The following is a 19,588-nucleotide window of genomic DNA, read 5'->3' on the forward strand; positions in this document are numbered from 1 at the left end:
AGAGCATGGATGTCGGTGCCGTCATCAACCCGCCCACACCCAAGGAAAAGGCGGCCACGAGCAAGTCCCAGGAGAACCAGGACCGCTTCCTGACCCTGCTGGTCGCGCAGATGAAGAACCAGGACCCGATGAACCCGATGGAGAACGCGCAGCTGACCACGCAGATCGCGCAGATCCAGACGGTCACCGGCGTCGAGAACCTGAACACCAATATCGAGAAGCTGGTCTCGCAGACCCAGCAGGCCCAGGCCTTCCAGGGCGTGGCCATGGTGGGCCACGACGTCACGCTGGAAGGCAGCCGCCTGGCCATCAAGAGCGACGGCGCCGAGGGCAGCTTCAAGCTCGAGGGCCCCGCCGACCAGGTGCGCGTGCACATCACCACCGCCGCTGGCACGGTGATCGACACCGTGGACCTGGGCGCCGCGGGCAGCGGCACCCACAGCTTCGGCTGGCCGCGTGCGGGCATCAACCCGAATGCCGAACTGCATTTCAAGGTGGAGGCGCTGCGCGGCAGCAAGCCGGTGAGCGCCACCACCTACACCCGCGACACGGTCGTGGCCGTCACCACCCAGGGCGGCAAGCTGGGTTTCCAACTGGCCAGCGGCGCCACTGCCGGCGCCGACGCCATTCTTTCTGTTGACTGAGGAGCCACCATGGGCTTTCAACAAGGTCTCTCCGGCCTGAACGCTGCCAGCAAGAACCTGGACGTCATCGGCAACAACGTGGCGAACGCCAGCACGGTGGGCTTCAAAGCCTCACGGGCCGAGTTCTCCGACGTTTACGCCGCCGCGCTCAGCGGGGCCGGGGTCAACAACGTCGGCATCGGCGTGGGCCTGTCCGCGGTAGCGCAGCAGTTCACCCAGGGCAACATCACCACCACCGAGAACCCGCTGGACCTGGCCATCAATGGTCAGGGCTTCTTCCAGGTCTCGGACGGCGTGAACCCGCGCCTCTACACCCGCAATGGCCAGTTCAAGGTCAACCGCGAGGGCTTCATCGTCAACAACGACCAGCTGCGCCTGGTCGGCTACCCGGCCGACGGCACGGGCGTGATCCAGCCCGGCATCGCGCAACCGCTGCAGCTGCCGACCTCGGGCATCGAGGCCAACCAGACCACCGAGGTCAAGCTCGAACTGAACCTGGACTCGCGCCTGCCAAAGACCGGCACGGGCGCCGGCATCATCCTCAACGACGCCACCACCTACAACAACGCCACCTCGCTCTCGGTCTTCAACGCCAAGGGCGAAGAGATTGCGGTGACGATGTACTTCCAGAAGGGCGACCCGGTGGCCGACCCGGTGACCGGCCTGCTGGACAACGACCAGTGGCACATCTACGTGACCGCCGACGGCCGCGCCGTCACCACCACGGATGCCGACGCCGCGATCACGCCCGACGCCAACGGCAACCCCGACCTGCCCTGGACCACGGTGGTTTTCCCACGCAATGGCGGCCTGCCGCGCATTCCGGACCCGACGGCCAGCCCGCCGGTGCTGCTGAACCTGCGCATCCCGGACCAGGTCGACCCCAACCCGCCCAACCAGATCCTCAAGCTCGGCATTGCCGACTTCACCAACGACAACGCCGCCACGCCGGTGGCCATCAACCTGCTGAGCCTGACCGAGAACGGCTCGGCCTTCTCCGTCACCGATGTGTTCCAGGACGGCTACTCGCCCGGCCAGCTCAGCGGCATCCTGATCGAGGGCAACGGCATCGTCACGGCGCGCTACAGCAATGGCCAGACCAAGCCGGCCGGCCAGGTCGAACTGGCCAACTTCCGCAATGTGCAGGGCCTGCAGCCCATGGGCGGCAACGTCTGGGCCAGCACCTTCGCCTCCGGCGACGCCATCCTCGGTGTTCCCGGCGTGGGCAACTTCGGCGCCCTGCAGGCCGGCGCACTGGAAGACAGCAACACCGACCTGACGATCGAGCTGGTGAACATGATCACGGCGCAGCGGGTCTACCAGGCCAACGCCCAGACCATCCGCACGCAGGACCAGGTGCTGCAGACGATCACCAACCTCCGTTAAGGGGCTGACCCATGGACCGGATGATCTACAACTCGATGGCGGGGGCCAAGGCGGCGATGCAGCGCCAGGAGGTGCTGGCGCACAACCTGGCCAACGTCACCACCACCGGTTTTCGCGCCGAGTTGCAGGCCTTCCGGGCCGTTCCGGTGCGCGGCGATGGCGCCAGCACCCGCGTCTACGCGCTGGAAACCACCATCGGCTACGACGACAAGGCCGGGCCGCTGCAGACCACGGCGCGCAATCTGGACGTCGCCGTCAAGGGCAAGAGCTGGCTCAGCGTGCAGGGCCTGGACGGCACCGAGGCCTACACCCGGGCCGGCGCGCTGGACGTCAACGCCGAGGGCCTGCTGGTGACACGCGGCGGCCTGCCCGTGCTGGGCGATGGCGGCCCCATCACCATCCCGCCCAATTCCGAGATCCAGATCGGCGAGGACGGCACCGTTTCCGCCAAGGGAGCCACGGGCCGGCCCGCCAACGTTGGCCGGCTCAAGCTCGTCACCCCCGAGGAGCGCATGACGCGCGGCGAGGACGGCCTGTTTCGCACGGTTGATCCCCTGCCTGCGGACCCCAATGCGCGCCTCGAAGCCGGCGTGCTGGAAGGCTCCAACGTCAGCGCCGTCGAGACCATGGTCTCCATGATCTCGGCCGCGCGCCAGTTCGAGCAGCAGATGAAGCTGCTCAACATCGCGCAGACGCAGGGCCAAGTCTCCGCAAAACTGCTTTCACCGACGTGAAGAGCCCCCAGTTTCACTTCGTTCGCCACCCCCCAAGGGGGCCGCGGCGCCCTTGGGACGGCCCGGCGGGCGCCGACCGCATTAAGGAGTACCGAGCATGATGCGCGCCCTCTGGATCGCCAAGACCGGCATGGAGGCCCAGCAAACCCAGCTGGACCACATCTCCAACAACCTGGCCAACGTCTCGACGAATGGCTACAAGCGCTCGCAGGCCTTGTTCGAGGACCTGATGTACCAGAACCTGCGCCAGGCCGGCGCGCCGGAAACGGAGCAGACGAACCTGCCCGCCGGCCTGCAGGTGGGCCTGGGCGTGCGCACCGCCGCCACCGGCCGCCAGTTCACGCAGGGCAATCTCTCGCAGAGCGGCAACAGCCTGGACATGGCCATCACCGGCAAGGGCTTCTTCCAGATCCAGCGCCCCGACGGCACCACCGCCTACACGCGCGACGGCAGCTTCAAGGTCGACGCCAATGGCCAGATCGTCACCAACAACGGCGACACCCTGCTGCCCGGCCTGACCGTGCCCGCCAATGCCCTCTCGGTCAGCATCGGCGCCGACGGCACGGTCTCCGTCACCCTACCCGGCAACCCCACGCCGCAGGGCATCGGCCAGGTGCAACTGGCCAATTTCATCAACCCCAATGGCCTGGATCCGTTGGGCGGCAATCTCTATGCCGAGACCGCCTCCAGCGGCGCCCCGCAGGTCGGCGCGCCGGGCACGAACAACCTGGGCGGCATCAAGCAGGGCTTCATCGAAAGCTCCAACGTCAATGTGGTCGAAGAGCTGGTGCAGATGATCCAGACCCAGCGCGCCTACGAGCTGAACTCCAAGGCGGTGCAGACCAGCGACCAGATGCTGCAGCGCCTCTCTCAGATCTGAGGTTTCATCATGAAGAAGCTCGCCCTGCTGCTGCTGCCCCTAGCCACCGGTTGCGCCGCCTGGCTGGATCCGCGCGTCGAGATGGACCCGCCGCCCGCCGTGCAGCTGCCCGACGTGCCGCCGCCGCAGGCCCGCAACGGCGCGATCTTCCATGCCGCCACCTACCGCCCGCTGTTCGAGGAACACCGGGCCCGGCTGGTGGGCGACACCCTGATGATCGCCATCACCGAGAAGATCAGCGCCTCGCAGTCCTCCAGCTCCGAGGCCGATCGCAGCGGCTCGCTCTCGGGCGAGGTCACGGCCATTCCGGGCCTGAACCCCGCCAAGGCCCTGGCGCGCGCCACCGCTGGCGCCAGCAGTGCCAACAAGACCACCGGCAAGGGCAGCAACGAGAACAGCAACGAGTTCAGCGGCAGCGTCACCGCGGTCGTCCAGGCCGTGCTGCCCAACGGGCACCTGCTGATCAGCGCCGAGAAACAGATCGGCGTGAACAACAACGTCGACGTGCTGCGCTTCTCCGGCCAGGTCGATCCGCGCACCATCGGCGCCGGCAACGTGGTGTCCTCCACCGCGGTGGCCAATGTGCGCATCGAACAGCGCGGCCGCGGTCCGGCCGAGGGATTGCATGGAATCGGCTGGCTTTCCCGGTTCTTCTTGAGTCTTTCGCCGACCTAAAGAACTTCAAGATTCGGTCGAGCCTCCCCTTCTTCCGCTCGACCCCATGAAGTCCCTCCTCACCGCCCTGCTGCTGATCGTGTTGGCCCTGCCCTCGCAGGCCACGCGCATCAAGGAAGTCGCTGCCGTGGCCGGCGTGCGCTCCAACCCATTGACGGGCTATGGCTTGGTGGTGGGTCTGGACGGCACGGGCGACCAGACCACCCAGTCGCCCTTCACCAACCAGAGCCTGACGGCGATGCTGCAGCAGTTCGGCATCACCCTGCCGCCCGGCGTCACGGCCAGCCCGCGCAACATCGCCGCGGTGGTCGTCACCACCCAGCTGCCTGCCTTTGCGCAGCCCGGCCAGCAGCTGGACGTGACGGTGGCCTCGATCGGCAACGCCAAGTCGCTGCGCGGCGGCACGCTCATCACCACCCCGCTCAAGGGCGCGGACGGCCAGATCTACGCGCTGGCGCAGGGCAATCTGATCGTCGGCGGCGCCGGCGCCTCGGCCGGCGGCTCCAAGGTGCAGATCAACCACCTCTCGGCCGGGCGCGTGCCGGCCGGCGCCACTGTGGAACGCGCCGTGCCCACGCCGCTGAACCAGGGTGCCTTCATCCAGCTGGACCTGAACAGCGTGGACTTCGCCACCGCCCGCGCGGTGGCCGGTGCCATCAACAAGGCCAAGGGCGAGGGCACGGCCCAGGCCATGGACGGCCGGGTGATCCGCGTCAAGGCGCCGCTGAACCCGGACGAGCGCGTCGGCTTCCTGGCCGACATCGAGAACCTGCCCTTCGATCTCGCCACCCCGGCCGCGCGCATCGTCATCAACGCCCGCACCGGCTCGGTGGTGATGAACCAGGCCGTCACGCTCGGCCCCTGCGCCGTGGCGCATGGCAACCTGAGCGTGACGATTGCCAGCACGCCCCAGGTCAGCCAGCCCGGGCCGCTCTCGGGCGGCCAGACCGTGGTCACCGAAAAAGTGGACATCACGCTCAAGCAGGAGCCCGGTCCGCTCGTCCAGATGCCCGCCAGCGCCAAGCTGGCCGACGTGGTCAAGGCCCTGTCCGCCCTGGGCGCCACGCCGGGCGATCTGCTCGCCATCCTGCAGGCCATGAAATCGGCCGGCGCCTTGCAGGCGGAGCTGGAGGTGATATGACCCTCAACGCTGCGAGCTTTGCGCTCGATACGCAAAGCACCGATGCGCTGCGCGCCCAGGCGGCGCGCGACCCCAAATCGGCCACCAAGGCGGCGGCCAAGCAGTTCGAAGCCTTGTTCATGAACGAGGTGATGAAGCGCATGCGCGCCGCCACGCTCGAATCCGGCCTGATGGAGAACCGCCTCAGCCAGATCGGCACCGAGATGCTGGACCAGCAGTTCGCCACCCAGATGACCGGCCTGCCCGGCGGGCTGTCGGCGGCGATCGAGCGCCAGCTCAGCCGCGGCCTGCCCAGCACGCCCGGCGATGCCCTGAGCACTGGTGGCTTGGCCAAGCCGGCGGAGCCGCTGCCCGACCTGCCGAAGAAGAACGTGCCCGAGCATGTAGCCCGCTTCATCCAGCGCCATGGCGACGCCGCGCGCGCCGTGGCGCAGGAATCCGGCCTGCCGGCCGACTTCATGCTGGCGCAGGCCGCCCACGAAACCGGCTGGGGCCGCGCCCGCATGAAGGCCAGCGACGGCAGCGACGCGCACAACCTGTTCGGCATCAAGGCCGGCCCCGGCTGGACCGGCAAGGTGGCCGAAGTGACGACGACCGAGTACGTGAACGGCCAGGCGCGCAAGGTGGTGGCCAAGTTCCGCGCCTACGACAGCCCGGAGGAGAGCTTCCGCGACTACGCCAAGCTGCTGACCGGCAACCAGCGCTACGCCCAAGCCGTGGCCAGCGCCCAAGCCGCTCCCGACAACGCCGCAGCCTTCGCCAAACACCTGCAAAAAGCCGGCTACGCCACCGACCCGGAGTACGCCAACAAGCTGGCCCGCGTGATCAACACCACGGTTCGGGTGCAGCGCGCCCTTGCATGATGGCCCACCCCCGAAGCGCTTCGCGCCTCCCCCTCAAGGGGGCGCCACGACTGGCCCGGCAAAGCCGGTTCCACCGTGGCCCCTTGATCGGATTTGTGCGACCTTTTGCCGCCGTCAGCCATTGATTGGCTTTTCGTCTGGCCGATAACGAACTAGATCCGGAGTTTCCCCATGTCCTTGCTGCTCAACCTCGGCGCCCGGGCGATGAACGCCAGTCAGACGGTGATCAGCACGATCGGGCACAACATTGCCAACGCCAACACGCCGGGCTATTCGCGCCAGACGGCGGTGCTCAAGACCGCCACGCCGCAGTTCACCGGCGCGGGCTTCCAGGGCAAGGGCGTGGCGGTGGACACCATCAACCGCGTCTACAACCGCTTCCTGACCCAGGAGGCCTATGGCTCGCGCGCCGCCGCCAGTGGCGACGAGGCCCTGCTGCTCAACCTGCAGCGCCTGGAGAAGGTGCTGCCCCCCGGCGAGGCCGGCCTGGGCAAGGCCATGAGCGACTTCCTGAACGCCATGGTGGACGTGGCCAGTCGCCCGGCCGACCCGGCCGCCCGCCAGGTGGTGCTGGGCCGCACCAAGGAGATGGCCACGCGCTTCAGCAGCGCCGGCGCCCAGCTCAATGACCTGCAGGCCGGCGTGTCCAGCGACCTGCGCGCCAACGTGCAGGTGGTGAACGCGCTGGCCAAGCAACTGGCCAATGTGAACGGGCAGATCCAGCGCCTGAATGGCGGCGAGCACGACACCAATGACCTGCTGGACCAGCGCGACAACCTGATCTACGAGATCTCGAAGTACGTCACCGTCAGCACCCTGGAGGCCGAGGACGGCTCGATGGGGGTGTTCATCGGCGGCGGCCAGCGCCTGGTGCTCTCCAACCAGGCGGCCGAACTGGTGGTGGAGCAGGACCCGTATGACTCCCAGCGCGTGCAGCTGGCCCTGAAGGGGCCGACCAACACCCTGCCGCTGGACGCCGCGCTGCTCACGGGCGGCTCGATGTCCGCGCTGCTGAGCTTCCAGAACCGCGACCTGCAGGACGCGCGCAACTACATCGGTCAGCTGGCCACCGCCCTCACGATGCGCGTCAACACCCAGCAGTCGCTGGGCCTGGACCTGTCCACCCCTTCGGGCGCCGGTGTGGCCCTGCTGGCGGTGGGCGCCGAGCGCGTGCTGCCCGCCACCACCAATGCGCGCGACATCGCCGGCAATTTCCTCAGCAACGTCACCATCACCCGCGTCGACCCCGACTTCCTGCAGGCCAGCAGCTACATCCTGAAGGGGGACCCGGCCCTCGCTGGCACCTACCTGCTGGTGCGCGAGAGCGATGGCTTCACGCAGTCGGTGGTTGACGGCCAGACCATCGACGGCTTCCGCATCGACTTCGACCCCCTGCTCGCCCCGCCCGGCCCGCTCGACACCTACCGCCTGGAGCCGGTGGCCAATGCCGCGCCCGACATGCGCCGCGTGCTGGACCTGCCGGCCGGCATCGCCGCGGCCAGCCCGGTGAGCGCCGTCACCACCATCACCAACCGGGGCTCGGCCACGCTGGACAGCATCTTTGCCGTCGACCCCGCCACCTTCACCCCGGCCAACTTCCCCGCACCGCCGGCCGCACCCACCACCGTGCGCTTCACCGTGCAAAACCCGGATGGGCGCGTGAACTACGAGATCACCGGACCGTTCGGCACCCTGGCCGGCATCTGGACGCCCGGGCAACCGATCGGCAACGAGCCCGGCATCGCGCTGGGCTTCGAGATGCGCATCAACGGCGTGCCCAAGGGCGAGGACCTGGCCGCCACGCCACCCTACTTCGGCGACACCATCACCCTGGTGCCCACGCCCTACCCCGCCCAGAACAACGGCAACGTCAAGGCCTTCATCGAGCTGCAGGGCGAGAGCTTCGTCGGCAAGCGCCTGAACCCGCTGACCGGCGACATCTCCGCCGGCGCCACGCTCAACGAGGCCTACAGCGCGGCAATGGGCGAGATCGGCTCACGTGTGCAGGGCACCGAATACCTGGCCGGTGTGTCCGATCAGGTGGCACGGGACGCCGACGCCGCCAAGGCCGCCGAGGCCGGCGTGAACCTGGACGAGGAGGCTGCGCGAATGATGCAGTACCAGCAGGCCTACCAGGCCGCCGCCAAGCTGCTGCAGGTGGCGCAGACGGTATTCGATGAACTGATCAACACCGTGAGGTAAGCACCATGCGTGTTGCCACCGCCAATATGTACGACGCCACCATCAGCCAGCTGATGCGCCGGCAGATGGAAATGCAGACCACCCAGGTGCAGCTGACCTCGGGCAAGAAGGTCGCCGCCGCCAGCGACGACCCGACCGGCGCGGCGCGCGTGGAGCGCGCCCTGGCCTCGCTGGGTCGCGTGGAAGCGAACCAGCGCGCGCTGGAGGCCAGCCGCAACAGCATGCGCCTGGCCGAATCGGCGCTGGCCGACGGCAGCGAGATCCTGCAGCAGATCCGCGAAACCCTGGTGGCCGCCGGCAACGCCAGCTATGGCGATGCCGAACGCCTTGGTTTGGCCGCCAAGATCGAGGGCCTGCGCAACCAGCTGCTCTCCATCGCCAACCGGCCCGACGGCAGCGGCGGCTTCGTCTTCAGCGGTCAGGGGGCCAGCCAGCCCCCCTTCCTGGACGAAGCCGGCGGCGTGCGCTTCAATGGCCTGCCCGGCTCGGTGATCACCGGCAATCTGGACGACTTCCCGCTCACCGTGGATGGTCGGCTGGCCTGGGAGGAGGCGCGCAGCGGCAATGGCTACTACGTCACCGCGCCGATGACGAACGCCATCACCGGCGGGCCGCCGCGCGCCTGGATCGACCCCGGCCGCGTCACCGACCCGGCGCTGCTGACCGGCAACGACTACGAGATCCAGATCAACGGCACCTCCGGCCTGGCCCAGGCCACCATCACCAACATCACCACCGGGGCCGTCACCACCGTGTTGCCCTACGAGTTGGGCAAGACCCTGACGATCGACGGCATGGCCTTCACCATCAGCGGCCTGGTGCAGGACGGCGACCGCTTCTCCATCGGCGCCTCGCAGAGCAATCTGCAGGTCTTCGACGTGCTGGACACCGCCGTGGCCGCGCTGCGCACGCCCGGCCGCAACGCCCAGCAAATCCAGCAGAGCAATGTGATCGCGCTGCGCGATCTGGACCAGAGCTTCCAGAACATGCAGAACGTGCGCAGCCTGGTGGGCGAACAGCTCAATCTGCTCGACGGCTCCGAGAACCGTCTGGCCGATCTGAAGCTTTACAACCAGAGCGAGCGCAGCGCCGCCGAAGACCTCGACATGACCGAGGCAATCTCGAAGTTCCAGGTGCAGCAGACCAGCTACGATGCAGCGCTCCGTTCCTATGCTGCCGTGCAGCGTTTGAACCTGTTTGACTACCTGAACTTCTGAGGCGCCGCGGTCCTGCGCTTGATCGCAAGGGGCCCGGCACCGCGCCGGGAGCCCGATCTCGATGAGCAGCACCAAGCACCCTGTCCTGGCCCAGTTGGCGCTGGGTTTCGCCCCGCTGTACGACAAGCAGCGCCAGGTCCTGGCCACCCGGATCAGCTGTATTCCCCTCAAGCCCGACGCCGCCATCGACCCCACGGCCCTGTTGGCCGCCATCAGCGAGGCCGCACCCGACAAGCCGGTGGTGCTGAACGTGCCCCAGGAAGCCGCGCTGCAGGGCCTGCTGGCGCAGGAGCTGCCGGCCAACATCGTGCTGGAAATCCCTGCCTTCCTGGCCGCCGGCCTGGCCGGCGGGCTCGAAGGCAAAAAGGGCCTTCTGCTCAAGGGAGCCAGCGCACTCGGGGCCGAGCGGGCCGCCTTCAAGGCCACCGAGCTCGATCTGGACGACCTGCGCCGCGGCGTGCAGGACCCCAACAAGCTGCCGCTTTGGTGCAATGTGGTGCGCTCCGGCCCTGAGGCCGGTGAGGCCTTTGAGCGCGGCGCCGCCGCCGTGTTCGGCGTGCCCGTGGAGGGCCACTACGAAGCCCCGGCCGGCGCGCCCGCCAAGAGCGAGGTCAGCGCCGACCTGCAGGTCATCATCGTGCTGATGGGCCAGGTGGACCAGGGCGAGAGCGTCGAGAAGATGGAAGCCACGCTCAAGCGCGACCCCGGCCTGGCCTTCAAGCTGCTGCGCTACATGAACAGCGCCGCGTTCGGCCTGCCGGTGGAGGTGACCTCCTTCCGCCACGCCATGATGCTGCTGGGCCTGAACCGCCTGAAGCGCTGGCTGGCCCTGCTGCTGGCCACCGCCAGCAAGGACAGCACGATGCGCCCGGTGATGTGGGCCGCACTGCGCCGCGGCCTGCTGATGGAGGAACTCTCCAAGACCCTGCAGGACAGCGACGCCAAGGACGAGATGTTCATCTGCGGCCTGTTCTCGCTGCTCGACCACCTGCTCAAGACCCCGGTGGTCAAGCTGCTGGAATCCATCCCCTGCCCCGAGCGCGTGCGCCAGGCGCTGGTGGAGAACACCGGTCCCTACCAGCCCTTCATGCAGCTGGTGCATGCCATCGAGCTGGAGTCGGTGTTTGACTACCGCGAGGCCGCCGAGACCCTGATGATCGGCCCGGCCGAACTGAATCAGGCGGTGCTGAACTGCCTGCTCAAGGGCGCCCAGCTCGAATGACGGCAGGCTCAGCCGAACTGCTCGACCCCCAGGCCCTGGCCGATTTGCGGGCGCTGGACCCGGACGGCAGCCAGGGCCTGCTGCGCCGACTGGGCGAGGCCTGGGCGCGCAGCCTGGAGCGTCTGCTGCCCGAACTCGACCGGGCGGCTGCCGGCCCCGACCTGGACGCGATCCGCCGTATCGCACATACGCTGAAATCAAGCACCGCCAATTTGGCGGCATTGCATTTGTCGGCGCAGTGGCAGACGATCGAACAACAATGCAAGGAGGGCCGGGCCGAAGGCCTCGCAGGCCAGCTGGCGCAAGCACGCGCCGGCACGCTGCGGGTGCGTGAGGCACTGCGCGCAGTCGAATGAAGCCCGAGTGCCTGTCCGACCAGGGCCTGGTCTGGATCGTTGACGACGACGAGGTCGGCCTGATGGCGACCGCCGCCGCGCTGCGCGCGCGCGGCTTCGAGACCGTCGAGATGCACACCGGGCCGGAGGCCCTGGAGGCCCTGCGCCACGCCACGCCCGATCTGCTGGTGCTGGATGCGCTGATGCCCGAGATGGACGGCTTTGAAGTCTGTCGTCAGGTGCGCGCGCGCCCGACCCTGGCGGGCCTGCCGGTGCTGATGCTCACCGGCCTGGACGACGAGGCCTCGATCGAGCGCGCCTACGAGGTCGGCGCCACCGACTTCTTCGTCAAAAGCCGGCAGTGGAGCTTGCTGGTGGGGCGCCTCCGCTACCTGCTGCGCTCGGCGCGCACGCGCCAGGAGCTGGAACGCTCCAAGGCCCGGCTGGCACGCGCCCAGGATCTGGCCCGCATGGGCAGCTTCGACTGGCATGTCGGCGCCGGCGTGCGCCTATCGGTTGAGGCCCAGCGGGTGCTGGGTGTTGCCAATCAGACACACTGGCCGCTCTCGCGCCTGCTGCGCCTGGTGCCGCGCAGCGACCGGGGGCTGCTGATCGGCCTGCTGCGCGAGCTGTTCGCGCAGGCCAGTGCCCTGGTGACCGACCTGCCCTTCTGCGCCAAGGGCGGCCGCCTGCGCATGCTGCATTTGGAGGCCGAACCCGAGTTCGACGAGAGCGGCCGCCTGACCGATTACTCCGGCGTGCTGCAGGACGTGACCGACCGCCGCCAGGCAGAGGACAAGATCCGCCAGCTGGCGCATTTCGACGCCCTGACCGGCCTGCCGAACCGGCGCCAGCTGATTTGGCGCGCCGAGCGCGCCATCGACGCCGCGCGCCGCCAGGGCCATATGGCCGCCCTGCTGCTGATCGACCTGGACCGTTTCAAGAACATCAACGACACCCTGGGCCACGCCGCCGGGGACGAGCTGCTGATCGAAGTGGCGCGCCGCCTGCGCGCCTGTGTGCGCCATTCGGAGCAGCTGGTCGAGGGCCTGCTGGATGGCGGCAACGGCCGCGGCCACCGCAACCTGGAAGCCGTGGGCCGCCTCGGGGGCGATGAATTCGTCGCCCTGCTGCCCGAGATCACCCAGGTGGCCGATGCCGAGCGCGTGGCGGCGCGCGTGCTCGAAGCGATGCGCGAGCCGGTGTTCGTGGCCGGGCAGGACTGCTTCATCAGCGCCAGCGTGGGCATCTCGCTGTTCCCGCAGGACGGCGCCAATGTCGTCGACCTGCTGCGCAATGCCGACGTGGCGATGTACGCCGTCAAGGACCAGGGCCGCAACGGCTGCGCGCTGTTCTCGCCCCAGCTGGGCGGCAAGGGCCGCGAGCGCCTGGAGCTGGAGGCCGCGCTGCACCGCGCGCTGGAGCGCGGCGAGCTGGTGCTGCACTACCAGCCCAAGGTGGACGTGCGTGCCGGCCGCATGGTGGGCGTCGAGGCCTTGATGCGCTGGCAGCGCGGCGGCCAGCTGGTGCCGCCGGGCGACTTCATTCCGCTGGCCGAGGAAACCGGCCTGATCGTGCCGATGTCCGAGTGGGCGATGCGCGAGGCCGCGCGCCAGGCGCGGGCCTGGCAGCAGCGCATCGGTTTCGAGGAGTCCATCGCCGTCAACCTGCCCAACCGCATGTTCGAGCGCGTGGATCTGGTTGAGCAGATCCATGAGGCCGTCAGCAGCGCCGGCGTGGCGCACCGCAGCCTGCAGCTGGAGATCACCGAGACCGGGCTGATGAGGGACCTGCACTCCGTCATCCCCACGCTGCACCGCCTCACCGCCATCGGCGTCGAGATCTCGATCGACGACTTCGGCACCGGCTACTCCTCGCTCTCCTACCTGACCAGCCTGCCCCTGTCCGAGCTCAAGATTGACCGCAGCTTCGTGCGCGATCTGGGTGTCTCGCCCCAGAGCGCGGCGGTGGTGACGGCCATCATCGCGCTGGCCCGCTCGCTCGGCCTGAGCGTGGTGGCCGAGGGCGTGGAGACGCCACGCCAGATGGACGTGCTGCTGCGCCAGGGCTGCCGCGTGATGCAGGGCTATCTGTTCGCCAAGCCCATGAGCGGCGACGCGGTGGTGCAATGGGTCGAACAAACTCTGCTGCCGCGCCAGGCCGACTGGCTGCGCCACGCGCTGCCGGACGGGCTGGAGAGCCTGCCGCAGTCGTTCGGCAGCCGCGGCTGAGCGAATTTCGCGGCGCAAGCCGCGCAGGCGGCGCCAGCGCTGCTACAAATCCGCATGCCCGATCCAAGCCTCCCCCCGGCCCAGCTCGCCAAGCAGGCCTTGCGCCGGCTGGCCGCCGCCAAGCTGGAGCCCACGCCCGAAAACTACGCCCGCGCCTACGCGCTGGAATCCGGCCAGGAGCCGGCCGGCAGCAGTGCCGAGTCCGGCCTGTCCGAGCGCGCCCTGGCGGCCTTGCAGCGCCTGCTGCAGCTGGGCGTGAGCGATCTGGGCGAGCGCCAGGAACTGCAACGCGAACTGCGCCTGGGCGAGTTTGATGCCGTGCAGCGCCGCAGCGAACGCCTGCTGGCCACCGAGGGCCCGGCCGCACAGGGTGAGGCGCTGGCCCAGGCGGTTGACAAGCTGGCCCGCGGCCTGGAGCGCGGCGGCAGGCAATGGACGCTGGCGCGCAAGAAGGACGGCCTGCAGCGCGTACTGGCGGCCAACCGCGGCGACGGCACCCGTCTGATCAAGCGCCTGCGCCAACTGGTGCTGAGCTGGGACAGCGATGAGGCCGCCACCGCGGTCGAAACCCAGGGCGAGCCCGGCGCCGAGGAGCCGGGCGGCACGCCCAGCCAGTTCTTCAGCGAAGAGGAGCAGCAGCCCGCCGCCGCGTCGCTTTCGGCTCCCCCGCTCGAACGCATCTCGCTGGAGGCGCCACCTTCACACTGGCCCCGCATTGGCGCCGAGCTGCACCAGACCGTGCAGGTGGCGCTGCAGCCGGCGGGCGATGCGCCGGCCCTGGTGCAGCGCATCGAGCAGCTGCTGGCCGACCTGCAGCGCGAGCAGCAGGCCGCGCAGCAGGGGGACGCCAGCGCGGCACGCGCCGAAGCCATCGCCCAGCTCTGCGCCCAGGCGCGCCGCCTGCTGGAGCACCGCCTGCACCTGAGCAGCCAGCTCGGCAGCCTGTGCCGTGAACTGAGCGCCAGCCTGGTCGAGCTCAGTGAGGACGAGAGCTGGGCCCAGGGCCAGGCCGTGGCCATGAACGACACCCTGGACCAGGGCCTGTCCGCCCTGGCGGTGCGCAGCGTGGCCGAGCGCCTGGCGCACACCCGCGCGCGCCAGCACGCGCTGCGCGAGGAACGCCGCGCCGCCCGCGACGCGCTCAAGGGCCTGATGCAGACCCTGCTCAGCGACCTGGGTGCGCTGGGTGAGCACACCGACCGCTTCCACCAGCACCTGGGCCGCTACACCGAGGTGATCGAGAAGGCCGACTCGATCGAGAGCCTGACCGGCGCCGTGCGCGAGATGCTGCAGGAAAGCCGCACCGTGCAGGGCCTGGTGCAGCAGACGCAGGCCAAATTGAGCGGCGAGCACCAGCGCGCCAGCGCCCTGGCCGAACGCGTGAACCAGTTGGAAGTGGAGCTGCTGCGCCTGTCGGAAGAGGTGCAGACCGACCAGCTCACCAAGGTCGCCAACCGGCGCGGCCTGCAGGCCGCCTTCGTCACCGAGCAGGCGCGCCAGGAGCGCGAGGGTGCCCCGCTGGCCCTGGCGCTGCTGGACATCGACAACTTCAAGAAGCTCAACGACAGCCTGGGCCACGCCGCCGGCGACGAGGCACTCAAGGGCCTGGCGGCACGCGCCCAGTCCATCCTGCGCCCGGGCGACCTGGTGGCGCGCTACGGCGGCGAGGAATTCGTGCTGCTGCTGCCCAACACGCCGCTGGACGAAGCCCGCCAGGTGCTGGGCCGGCTGCAGCGCGCGCTCTCGGCCAGCCTGTTCATGCACGAGGGCAAGGACGTGTTCGTGACCTTCTCGGCCGGCGCCACCCTGTACCGCAGCGGCGAGGCGCTGGAAGACGCCCTGCAGCGCGCCGACGAGGCGCTCTACGAGGCCAAGCGCACCGGCAAGAACCGGGCCTGCGTCAACTGAGCCCCTGCGCGCGGCTGCGCCGCGCCGGCCCGCCCTTGGCGCGGTACATGGCTGCGTCCGCCCGGCGCAGCAGCTCTTCGGCCGCCAGGCCGTCGTCCGGGAACACCGCCACCCCCACGCTGACGCGGAGCAGCAGCTCGGGGCCCTGCTGGCGCACCGGCCCCTCCAGGGCCTCCGCCACGCGGCTGGCCAGGGCCAGCGGGTCGGCCTCGGCGTGCACATCGCTGAGCACCATGGCGAACTCGTCGCCCCCCAGGCGGCCGGCCAGGTCACCCGGGCGCAGCTGGGCGCGCAGGCGCTGGCCGAGTGCGTGCAGGAGGGCATCGCCCACCGCATGGCCATGGGCGTCGTTCACGCGCTTGAGCTCGTCCACATCCACGAACACCACCGCCAGGCGGCGGCGCGCAAAGCTGGCGCGCGCCAAGGCCTGCTCCAGGTCGTCCAGAAAACCCGCGCGCAGTGGCAACTCGGTCAGCGCGTCGCGCCGGGCGGCCTCCAGCTGGTAGGCCGTGCGCTGCAGGGCCTCCTGCATCTGGACCTGCTCGGACAGGTCTTCGAGCACCAGCTCGTAGCCGGGTTCGTCGGGCAGGCCCAGGCGTAACGCGCGCAAGCGCAGCGCGGCCCGCTCGGGCGGTGCGAACTCGGCGTTCAGGCGCAGCTCGGGGCTGGCGGCCCCTTCCAGTGGCAGCTCCTCCAGATGCCGGCGCAGGCGCTTGCTTTGGGCCTCGTTAAGACCCAGCAACTCGGCCAGGGGCTGCCCCAGCACTTCGGTGCGCGGACGACTCAGCCAGCGCACCAGGGCCTCGGAGCCGGCACGCAGGCGAAGCTTCGGGTCCAGCGAGGCCAGCATCACCGGCGTGTGCTCGTAATAGGCGGTGATGCGGCGCTGCTGGGCGCGCAGCTGCTCCACCGCCACCGCCAGCAGCTGGGGCGGCAGCAGCAAGGCCACCAGCGGCAGCGCGCTGGCCCAGGCACTCCAGCTGGAAGCCCCGACGGGCGCGGCCATCAGCCCGGCGCCAAGCGCATAGGAAAGCAGTAGGGAGACGCTGAGCGTGGCCAGCGCCGTGACGCCCAGGCCCTGCCACAAGCCCACCAGCACCAGGCCCAGGGCGACGAAGACGTAAGGCATCTGCAGCGTCGTGACCACCACCAGGGTGAGGCCCACCGCCCCCAGCAGCGCCACCCAGCACTCGGGCGTGGCCAGGCTCTGGCGCAGCTCGCGCGCCTGCGCCACCCCCAGCAGGGCCAGCGGCAGCACGGCCATGGCGCCGGCGGCGCTGGCGGTCCACCAGGTCAGGGCCTGCACCCAGGGGGCCTCGTCGGGCTGCGCCAGCGCCAGGCTCAGCGTGGCGCCCAGCAGGCCCGGCACCAGCGCGCCCAGGCTCAGCACCTTCAGCCACTGCAGCGGCTCCAGCCGGCGCTGCAGGCGGCTCCCCCAGGGCCGCAGCAGCCAGGCGCCCAGCGCAATTTCCATCGCGTTGGCCGGCAGGAACAGCAGGGTCTGCTGCCACTCCCAGCCCACCAACCGGTTGCCCAGCGCCAGCAGGCCCAGCATCAGGCCCAAGGCCGGGGCGGCCCAGCGCAGAGGCAGCGCCAGCAGGCCGGCCACCGCCACCGCATTGGCGTACCAAAGCGGCGCCAGGGCCTGCGGCAGGCGCGCCAGGCCGAGCGAGACGGCCAGCGCCAGCGCATAGACCAGCAGCACCAGGGCCAGGCGCTCGGCGTTCGGCAGCGTGCGGGTGCTCATGCCGCGCCCCGGCGCAGGTGCCAGGTCCACAGAGCCCCGGCACCGGCGGCCGCCAGGCTGGCCAGGCCCACGCCACGCAGCTGTTCGCGCTCGGGCTGCACCGCCACCTGGTCCAGCCCGCCTTCCGGCAGCCAGCGCGCCAGGATGGCGCGCAGCTGGGTGTGCGGCAGGGCATCCAGGGCCTGCTCCAGGCGCTCACCGATATCGGCCCGGCCCTTGGCGTAGCCGAAGCTCAGCGGGTAGGAGTAGCCCAGGTCGGCCACCAGCTGCAGCGCACCGGGCTGCAGCCGCAGGCGCCGGCGCGCATGCTCCACGCTGGCCAGGTCGGCCACCAGGGCCTCGACCTGGCCGCTCATCAAGGCCTGCAAGCTGAGTCCGTCGTCGCTATAGGCCTGCCACTCGATGTGCGGGTAGTGGCGGCGCACGAAGGCCTCGATGGCATAGCCGCGCCCCACCGCCACCCGCCTTCCGGCCAGGCGCCAGAGCTGGCCATCCCCCTTGCCGCTGCGCAGGGCCACCACGGCCGGCACCACCACATAGGGCGCGGTGAAGTCCAGGTAGCTGTCGCGCTCGGGCGTGGGGCGCAGCGAACTCAGCAGCTCGATCTGCCCAGCCTCGGCCAGTTGCAGCAGCTCGGCCAGCGGACGCGGCTCGCTCCAGCGCAGGCGCAGATGGGCAGCCGGCAGCAGTGCCCGCAGGATGTCGACGGACAGGCCCTTGACCGCGCCGTCGGCATCACGGAACACGAAGGGGCCGTAATCGCGTTCGACGCCGAAGCGCAGCTCCAGCTCGCGTGGGGGCCGCGCCGGCACGCAGGCCGCCGTGCCCAGCAGCATGGCCAGGCAGGTGCGTCGTTCCCGGCGGTTGCGTTCCATGGGACCCCCTGCCGTGCAGGGTAGCCCCATTGCTCAAGTTGTTACAGGGGGCTGGCCCTCAATGTTCCCGCAGCTTGACGCGCAGGCGGGCGATGGCCTGGCTGTGCAGCTGGCACACGCGGCTTTCCGTCACCTTCAGCACGGCGGCGATCTCTTTGAGATTCATGTCGTGCTCGTAGTACATGCTCATCACATAGCCCTCGCGCTCGGGCAGGGCCTTGATGGCCTCGACCAGGGCGGCGCGCATGCGGTGGTCCTGCAGCTGCAGCGAGGGGTTGTTGGCATGGTCGACGACATGGCGGTCCAGGTAGTCGTCGCCGTCCTCGCCGCCGCCGATGTCTTCCAGGTAGACAAGCTGCGTGCCGCGCACGCGCGTCAGCGCCTCCTGGTACTCGGCCAGCGAGATGCCCATCTGCGCCGCCACCTCGCTCTCGCTGGGCGCGCGGCCCAGCTTCTGCTCGGCCTTGTGCACGGCGTCCTCGATTTCGCGCTGCTGGCGGCGCGTGCCGCGGCTGAGCCAGTCGCCGCCGCGCAGCTCGTCGAGCATGGCGCCACGGATGCGCTGGGTGGCAAAGGTTTCGAACTGCACGCCCTGGCCGGCATCAAAGCGGCTCAGCGCATCGGTCAGGCCGATCATGCCGACCTGCACAAGGTCGTCCAGCTCCACATTGGCGGGCAGCTTGGCAATCATCTGATGCGCCAGACGGCGAACCAGCGGGCTGTACTGCTTGAGCAGCACATTGGTGTCGAGCTTGCCTTTGGCGGTGTACATCAGGTCATCAGCGGCGCGTATTCCAGGGCTCCATGATGCACCCTCTGGGGCTCCAACCCCAGCAGGCTGTCGCGCGCCAGGCGGCGCAATTCCGCACTCGGTGCGGCGCGCAATCCGGCCCTGGGGTCCAGCGCCGCCCAAACCGGCAAGGCGGCGCCCAAGAATCGTTCGGCACAGTCGGCCAGCTGCTCGGCGATGCGGCGCGTCAGCGCCAGGCGCGGGTGGCCCGCCACCAGCAGGCCGAACACCTGGCAGTGGGCGCGCTGCTGCAGCCATTTCATCGCGGCATAGGCCTGGGTCATGGCCTGCGGTTGCAGGTCGGTCAGCAGAATGGGTCGGCAGTCCCCTTGCCCCACCAGCACCCGCGCCAGCTCGGCCACCGGCGCATGCAGCAGGATCACGTCGGCCTGCGGGGCGGCGCTGCGCAGCGCCTCCACCAGGCTGCCGGCATTGCCGCGTGCATCCAGGTAATGGCCGGGCAGGCCGCGCGCCTCCAGGAACTGCACATCGTCCGACAGCGTTTCCAGGCAGGCCGCCAGGTTGATGCGCGCGAGCTCCGGCGCCGGCTTGGCAGCCGGCCCGGCGTCCACCACCAGCACCTGCAGCCCACGCTCCAGGTAAGCACCCACCAGGGCGTCCAGCATCAGTTCGGCGGCTTCCAGGCCGGCTTGCGCCAGCACCGGCACCAGCACCCCGCCGCGGGGGGCGAACAGGCGGCGCAGGCCAGCGGCCTGGTCACGCGGGGTTCGCAGCATG

At 69.8% G+C, this 19,588-nt stretch carries 17 protein-coding genes; 13 read left to right on the forward strand and 4 right to left on the reverse strand.

What is annotated here, in order from left to right; all coding sequences use genetic code 11:
- Positions 1–5: 5 nt before the first annotated feature.
- From I7X39_RS02885 to I7X39_RS02945, 13 genes are all read left to right on the forward strand, one after another.
- Positions 6–644, forward strand: coding sequence for a flagellar hook assembly protein FlgD (locus I7X39_RS02885; protein WP_198109466.1), 639 nt, complete (start codon positions 6–8; stop codon positions 642–644).
- Positions 645–653: 9 nt separating this feature from the next.
- Positions 654–2,030, forward strand: a complete 1,377-nt coding sequence (gene flgE, locus I7X39_RS02890; protein WP_198109467.1) for a flagellar hook protein FlgE — start codon at positions 654–656, stop codon at positions 2,028–2,030.
- 11 nt (positions 2,031–2,041) lie between these two features.
- Positions 2,042–2,764: a flagellar basal-body rod protein FlgF gene (flgF, locus tag I7X39_RS02895; protein WP_198109468.1), complete on the forward strand. Its 723-nt coding sequence runs from the start codon at positions 2,042–2,044 to the stop codon at positions 2,762–2,764.
- A gap of 97 nt (positions 2,765–2,861) precedes the next feature.
- Positions 2,862–3,644, forward strand: a complete 783-nt coding sequence (gene flgG, locus I7X39_RS02900) for a flagellar basal-body rod protein FlgG (RefSeq protein ID WP_198109469.1) — start codon at positions 2,862–2,864, stop codon at positions 3,642–3,644.
- A 9-nt stretch (positions 3,645–3,653) separates the two neighbouring features.
- On the forward strand, positions 3,654–4,319 hold the full coding sequence (locus tag I7X39_RS02905; protein ID WP_198109470.1) for a flagellar basal body L-ring protein FlgH: 666 nt from the start codon (positions 3,654–3,656) through the stop codon (positions 4,317–4,319).
- 46 nt (positions 4,320–4,365) lie between these two features.
- Positions 4,366–5,460: a flagellar basal body P-ring protein FlgI gene (locus tag I7X39_RS02910; protein WP_198109471.1), complete on the forward strand. Its 1,095-nt coding sequence runs from the start codon at positions 4,366–4,368 to the stop codon at positions 5,458–5,460.
- On the forward strand, positions 5,457–6,323 hold the full coding sequence (gene flgJ, locus I7X39_RS02915; RefSeq protein WP_198109472.1) for a flagellar assembly peptidoglycan hydrolase FlgJ: 867 nt from the start codon (positions 5,457–5,459) through the stop codon (positions 6,321–6,323). Before I7X39_RS02910 ends, flgJ begins: the two co-directional genes overlap by 4 nt.
- Before the next feature lie 171 nt (positions 6,324–6,494).
- On the forward strand, positions 6,495–8,525 hold the full coding sequence (gene flgK / locus I7X39_RS02920; RefSeq protein WP_198109473.1) for a flagellar hook-associated protein FlgK: 2,031 nt from the start codon (positions 6,495–6,497) through the stop codon (positions 8,523–8,525).
- 5 nt (positions 8,526–8,530) lie between these two features.
- Positions 8,531–9,742 carry a flagellar hook-associated protein FlgL gene (gene flgL, locus I7X39_RS02925; protein ID WP_198109474.1) on the forward strand — a complete coding sequence of 404 codons (1,212 nt, stop codon included), beginning with the start codon at positions 8,531–8,533 and terminating at the stop codon, positions 9,740–9,742.
- Between the two features lie 61 nt (positions 9,743–9,803).
- A complete protein-coding gene (locus I7X39_RS02930) occupies positions 9,804–10,964 on the forward strand; it encodes an EAL and HDOD domain-containing protein (protein ID WP_198109475.1) in 1,161 nt (386 codons plus the stop codon).
- Entirely contained in the window at positions 10,961–11,320 is a 360-nt protein-coding gene (locus I7X39_RS02935) for an Hpt domain-containing protein (RefSeq protein WP_198109476.1), read from the forward strand. Before I7X39_RS02930 ends, I7X39_RS02935 begins: the two co-directional genes overlap by 4 nt.
- Positions 11,317–13,530, forward strand: a complete 2,214-nt coding sequence (locus I7X39_RS02940) for a putative bifunctional diguanylate cyclase/phosphodiesterase (RefSeq protein WP_198109477.1) — start codon at positions 11,317–11,319, stop codon at positions 13,528–13,530. The genes I7X39_RS02935 and I7X39_RS02940 overlap by 4 nt, the downstream gene beginning before the upstream one ends.
- 54 nt (positions 13,531–13,584) lie before the next feature.
- The gene (locus I7X39_RS02945) at positions 13,585–15,438 is read left to right on the forward strand and encodes a GGDEF domain-containing protein (RefSeq protein WP_198109478.1); all 1,854 of its coding nucleotides are present in this window, start codon (positions 13,585–13,587) and stop codon (positions 15,436–15,438) included.
- Here I7X39_RS02945 and I7X39_RS02950 read toward each other — a convergent pair.
- From I7X39_RS02950 to I7X39_RS02965, 4 genes are read right to left on the reverse strand one after another with little or no spacing between them, the layout of a single operon-like run.
- A complete protein-coding gene (locus tag I7X39_RS02950) occupies positions 15,431–17,185 on the reverse strand; it encodes a sensor domain-containing diguanylate cyclase (protein ID WP_198109479.1) in 1,755 nt (584 codons plus the stop codon). The two genes, I7X39_RS02945 and I7X39_RS02950, sit on opposite strands and share 8 nt — an antisense overlap.
- Entirely contained in the window at positions 17,182–18,060 is an 879-nt protein-coding gene (locus I7X39_RS02955; protein ID WP_198109480.1) for a transporter substrate-binding domain-containing protein, read from the reverse strand. The genes I7X39_RS02950 and I7X39_RS02955 overlap by 4 nt, the downstream gene beginning before the upstream one ends.
- A 58-nt stretch (positions 18,061–18,118) precedes the next feature.
- Positions 18,119–18,832, reverse strand: coding sequence for an RNA polymerase sigma factor FliA (locus tag I7X39_RS02960; protein WP_198109481.1), 714 nt, complete (start codon positions 18,830–18,832; stop codon positions 18,119–18,121).
- On the reverse strand, positions 18,832–19,587 hold the full coding sequence (locus I7X39_RS02965) for a MinD/ParA family ATP-binding protein (protein WP_198109482.1): 756 nt from the start codon (positions 19,585–19,587) through the stop codon (positions 18,832–18,834). Before I7X39_RS02965 ends, I7X39_RS02960 begins: the two co-directional genes overlap by 1 nt.
- Between the last annotated feature and the right edge of the window lies 1 nt (position 19,588).

Origin of the sequence: Inhella proteolytica, from assembly GCF_016093275.1 — a bacterium.
Lineage (GTDB): Bacteria > Pseudomonadota > Gammaproteobacteria > Burkholderiales > Burkholderiaceae_C > Inhella > Inhella proteolytica.

Excerpts from the sequence above, each read along its gene's own strand:
- I7X39_RS02945 (WP_198109478.1), top strand. The coding sequence starts at position 13,585 with ATGCCCGATCCAAGCCTCCCCCCGGCCCAGCTCGCCAAGCAGGCCTTG.
- flgE (WP_198109467.1), top strand. The coding sequence starts at position 654 with ATGGGCTTTCAACAAGGTCTCTCCGGCCTGAACGCTGCCAGCAAGAAC.
- I7X39_RS02965 (WP_198109482.1), bottom strand. The coding sequence starts at position 19,587 with ATGCTGCGAACCCCGCGTGACCAGGCCGCTGGCCTGCGCCGCCTGTTC.
- I7X39_RS02910 (WP_198109471.1), top strand. The coding sequence starts at position 4,366 with ATGAAGTCCCTCCTCACCGCCCTGCTGCTGATCGTGTTGGCCCTGCCC.
- I7X39_RS02885 (WP_198109466.1), top strand. The coding sequence starts at position 6 with ATGGATGTCGGTGCCGTCATCAACCCGCCCACACCCAAGGAAAAGGCG.
- I7X39_RS02955 (WP_198109480.1), bottom strand. The coding sequence starts at position 18,060 with ATGGAACGCAACCGCCGGGAACGACGCACCTGCCTGGCCATGCTGCTG.
- flgK (WP_198109473.1), top strand. The coding sequence starts at position 6,495 with ATGTCCTTGCTGCTCAACCTCGGCGCCCGGGCGATGAACGCCAGTCAG.
- flgL (WP_198109474.1), top strand. The coding sequence starts at position 8,531 with ATGCGTGTTGCCACCGCCAATATGTACGACGCCACCATCAGCCAGCTG.
- flgJ (WP_198109472.1), top strand. The coding sequence starts at position 5,457 with ATGACCCTCAACGCTGCGAGCTTTGCGCTCGATACGCAAAGCACCGAT.
- I7X39_RS02940 (WP_198109477.1), top strand. The coding sequence starts at position 11,317 with ATGAAGCCCGAGTGCCTGTCCGACCAGGGCCTGGTCTGGATCGTTGAC.
- I7X39_RS02930 (WP_198109475.1), top strand. The coding sequence starts at position 9,804 with ATGAGCAGCACCAAGCACCCTGTCCTGGCCCAGTTGGCGCTGGGTTTC.
- I7X39_RS02960 (WP_198109481.1), bottom strand. The coding sequence starts at position 18,832 with ATGTACACCGCCAAAGGCAAGCTCGACACCAATGTGCTGCTCAAGCAG.
- I7X39_RS02905 (WP_198109470.1), top strand. The coding sequence starts at position 3,654 with ATGAAGAAGCTCGCCCTGCTGCTGCTGCCCCTAGCCACCGGTTGCGCC.
- flgF (WP_198109468.1), top strand. The coding sequence starts at position 2,042 with ATGGACCGGATGATCTACAACTCGATGGCGGGGGCCAAGGCGGCGATG.
- flgG (WP_198109469.1), top strand. The coding sequence starts at position 2,862 with ATGATGCGCGCCCTCTGGATCGCCAAGACCGGCATGGAGGCCCAGCAA.
- I7X39_RS02950 (WP_198109479.1), bottom strand. The coding sequence starts at position 17,185 with ATGAGCACCCGCACGCTGCCGAACGCCGAGCGCCTGGCCCTGGTGCTG.
- I7X39_RS02935 (WP_198109476.1), top strand. The coding sequence starts at position 10,961 with ATGACGGCAGGCTCAGCCGAACTGCTCGACCCCCAGGCCCTGGCCGAT.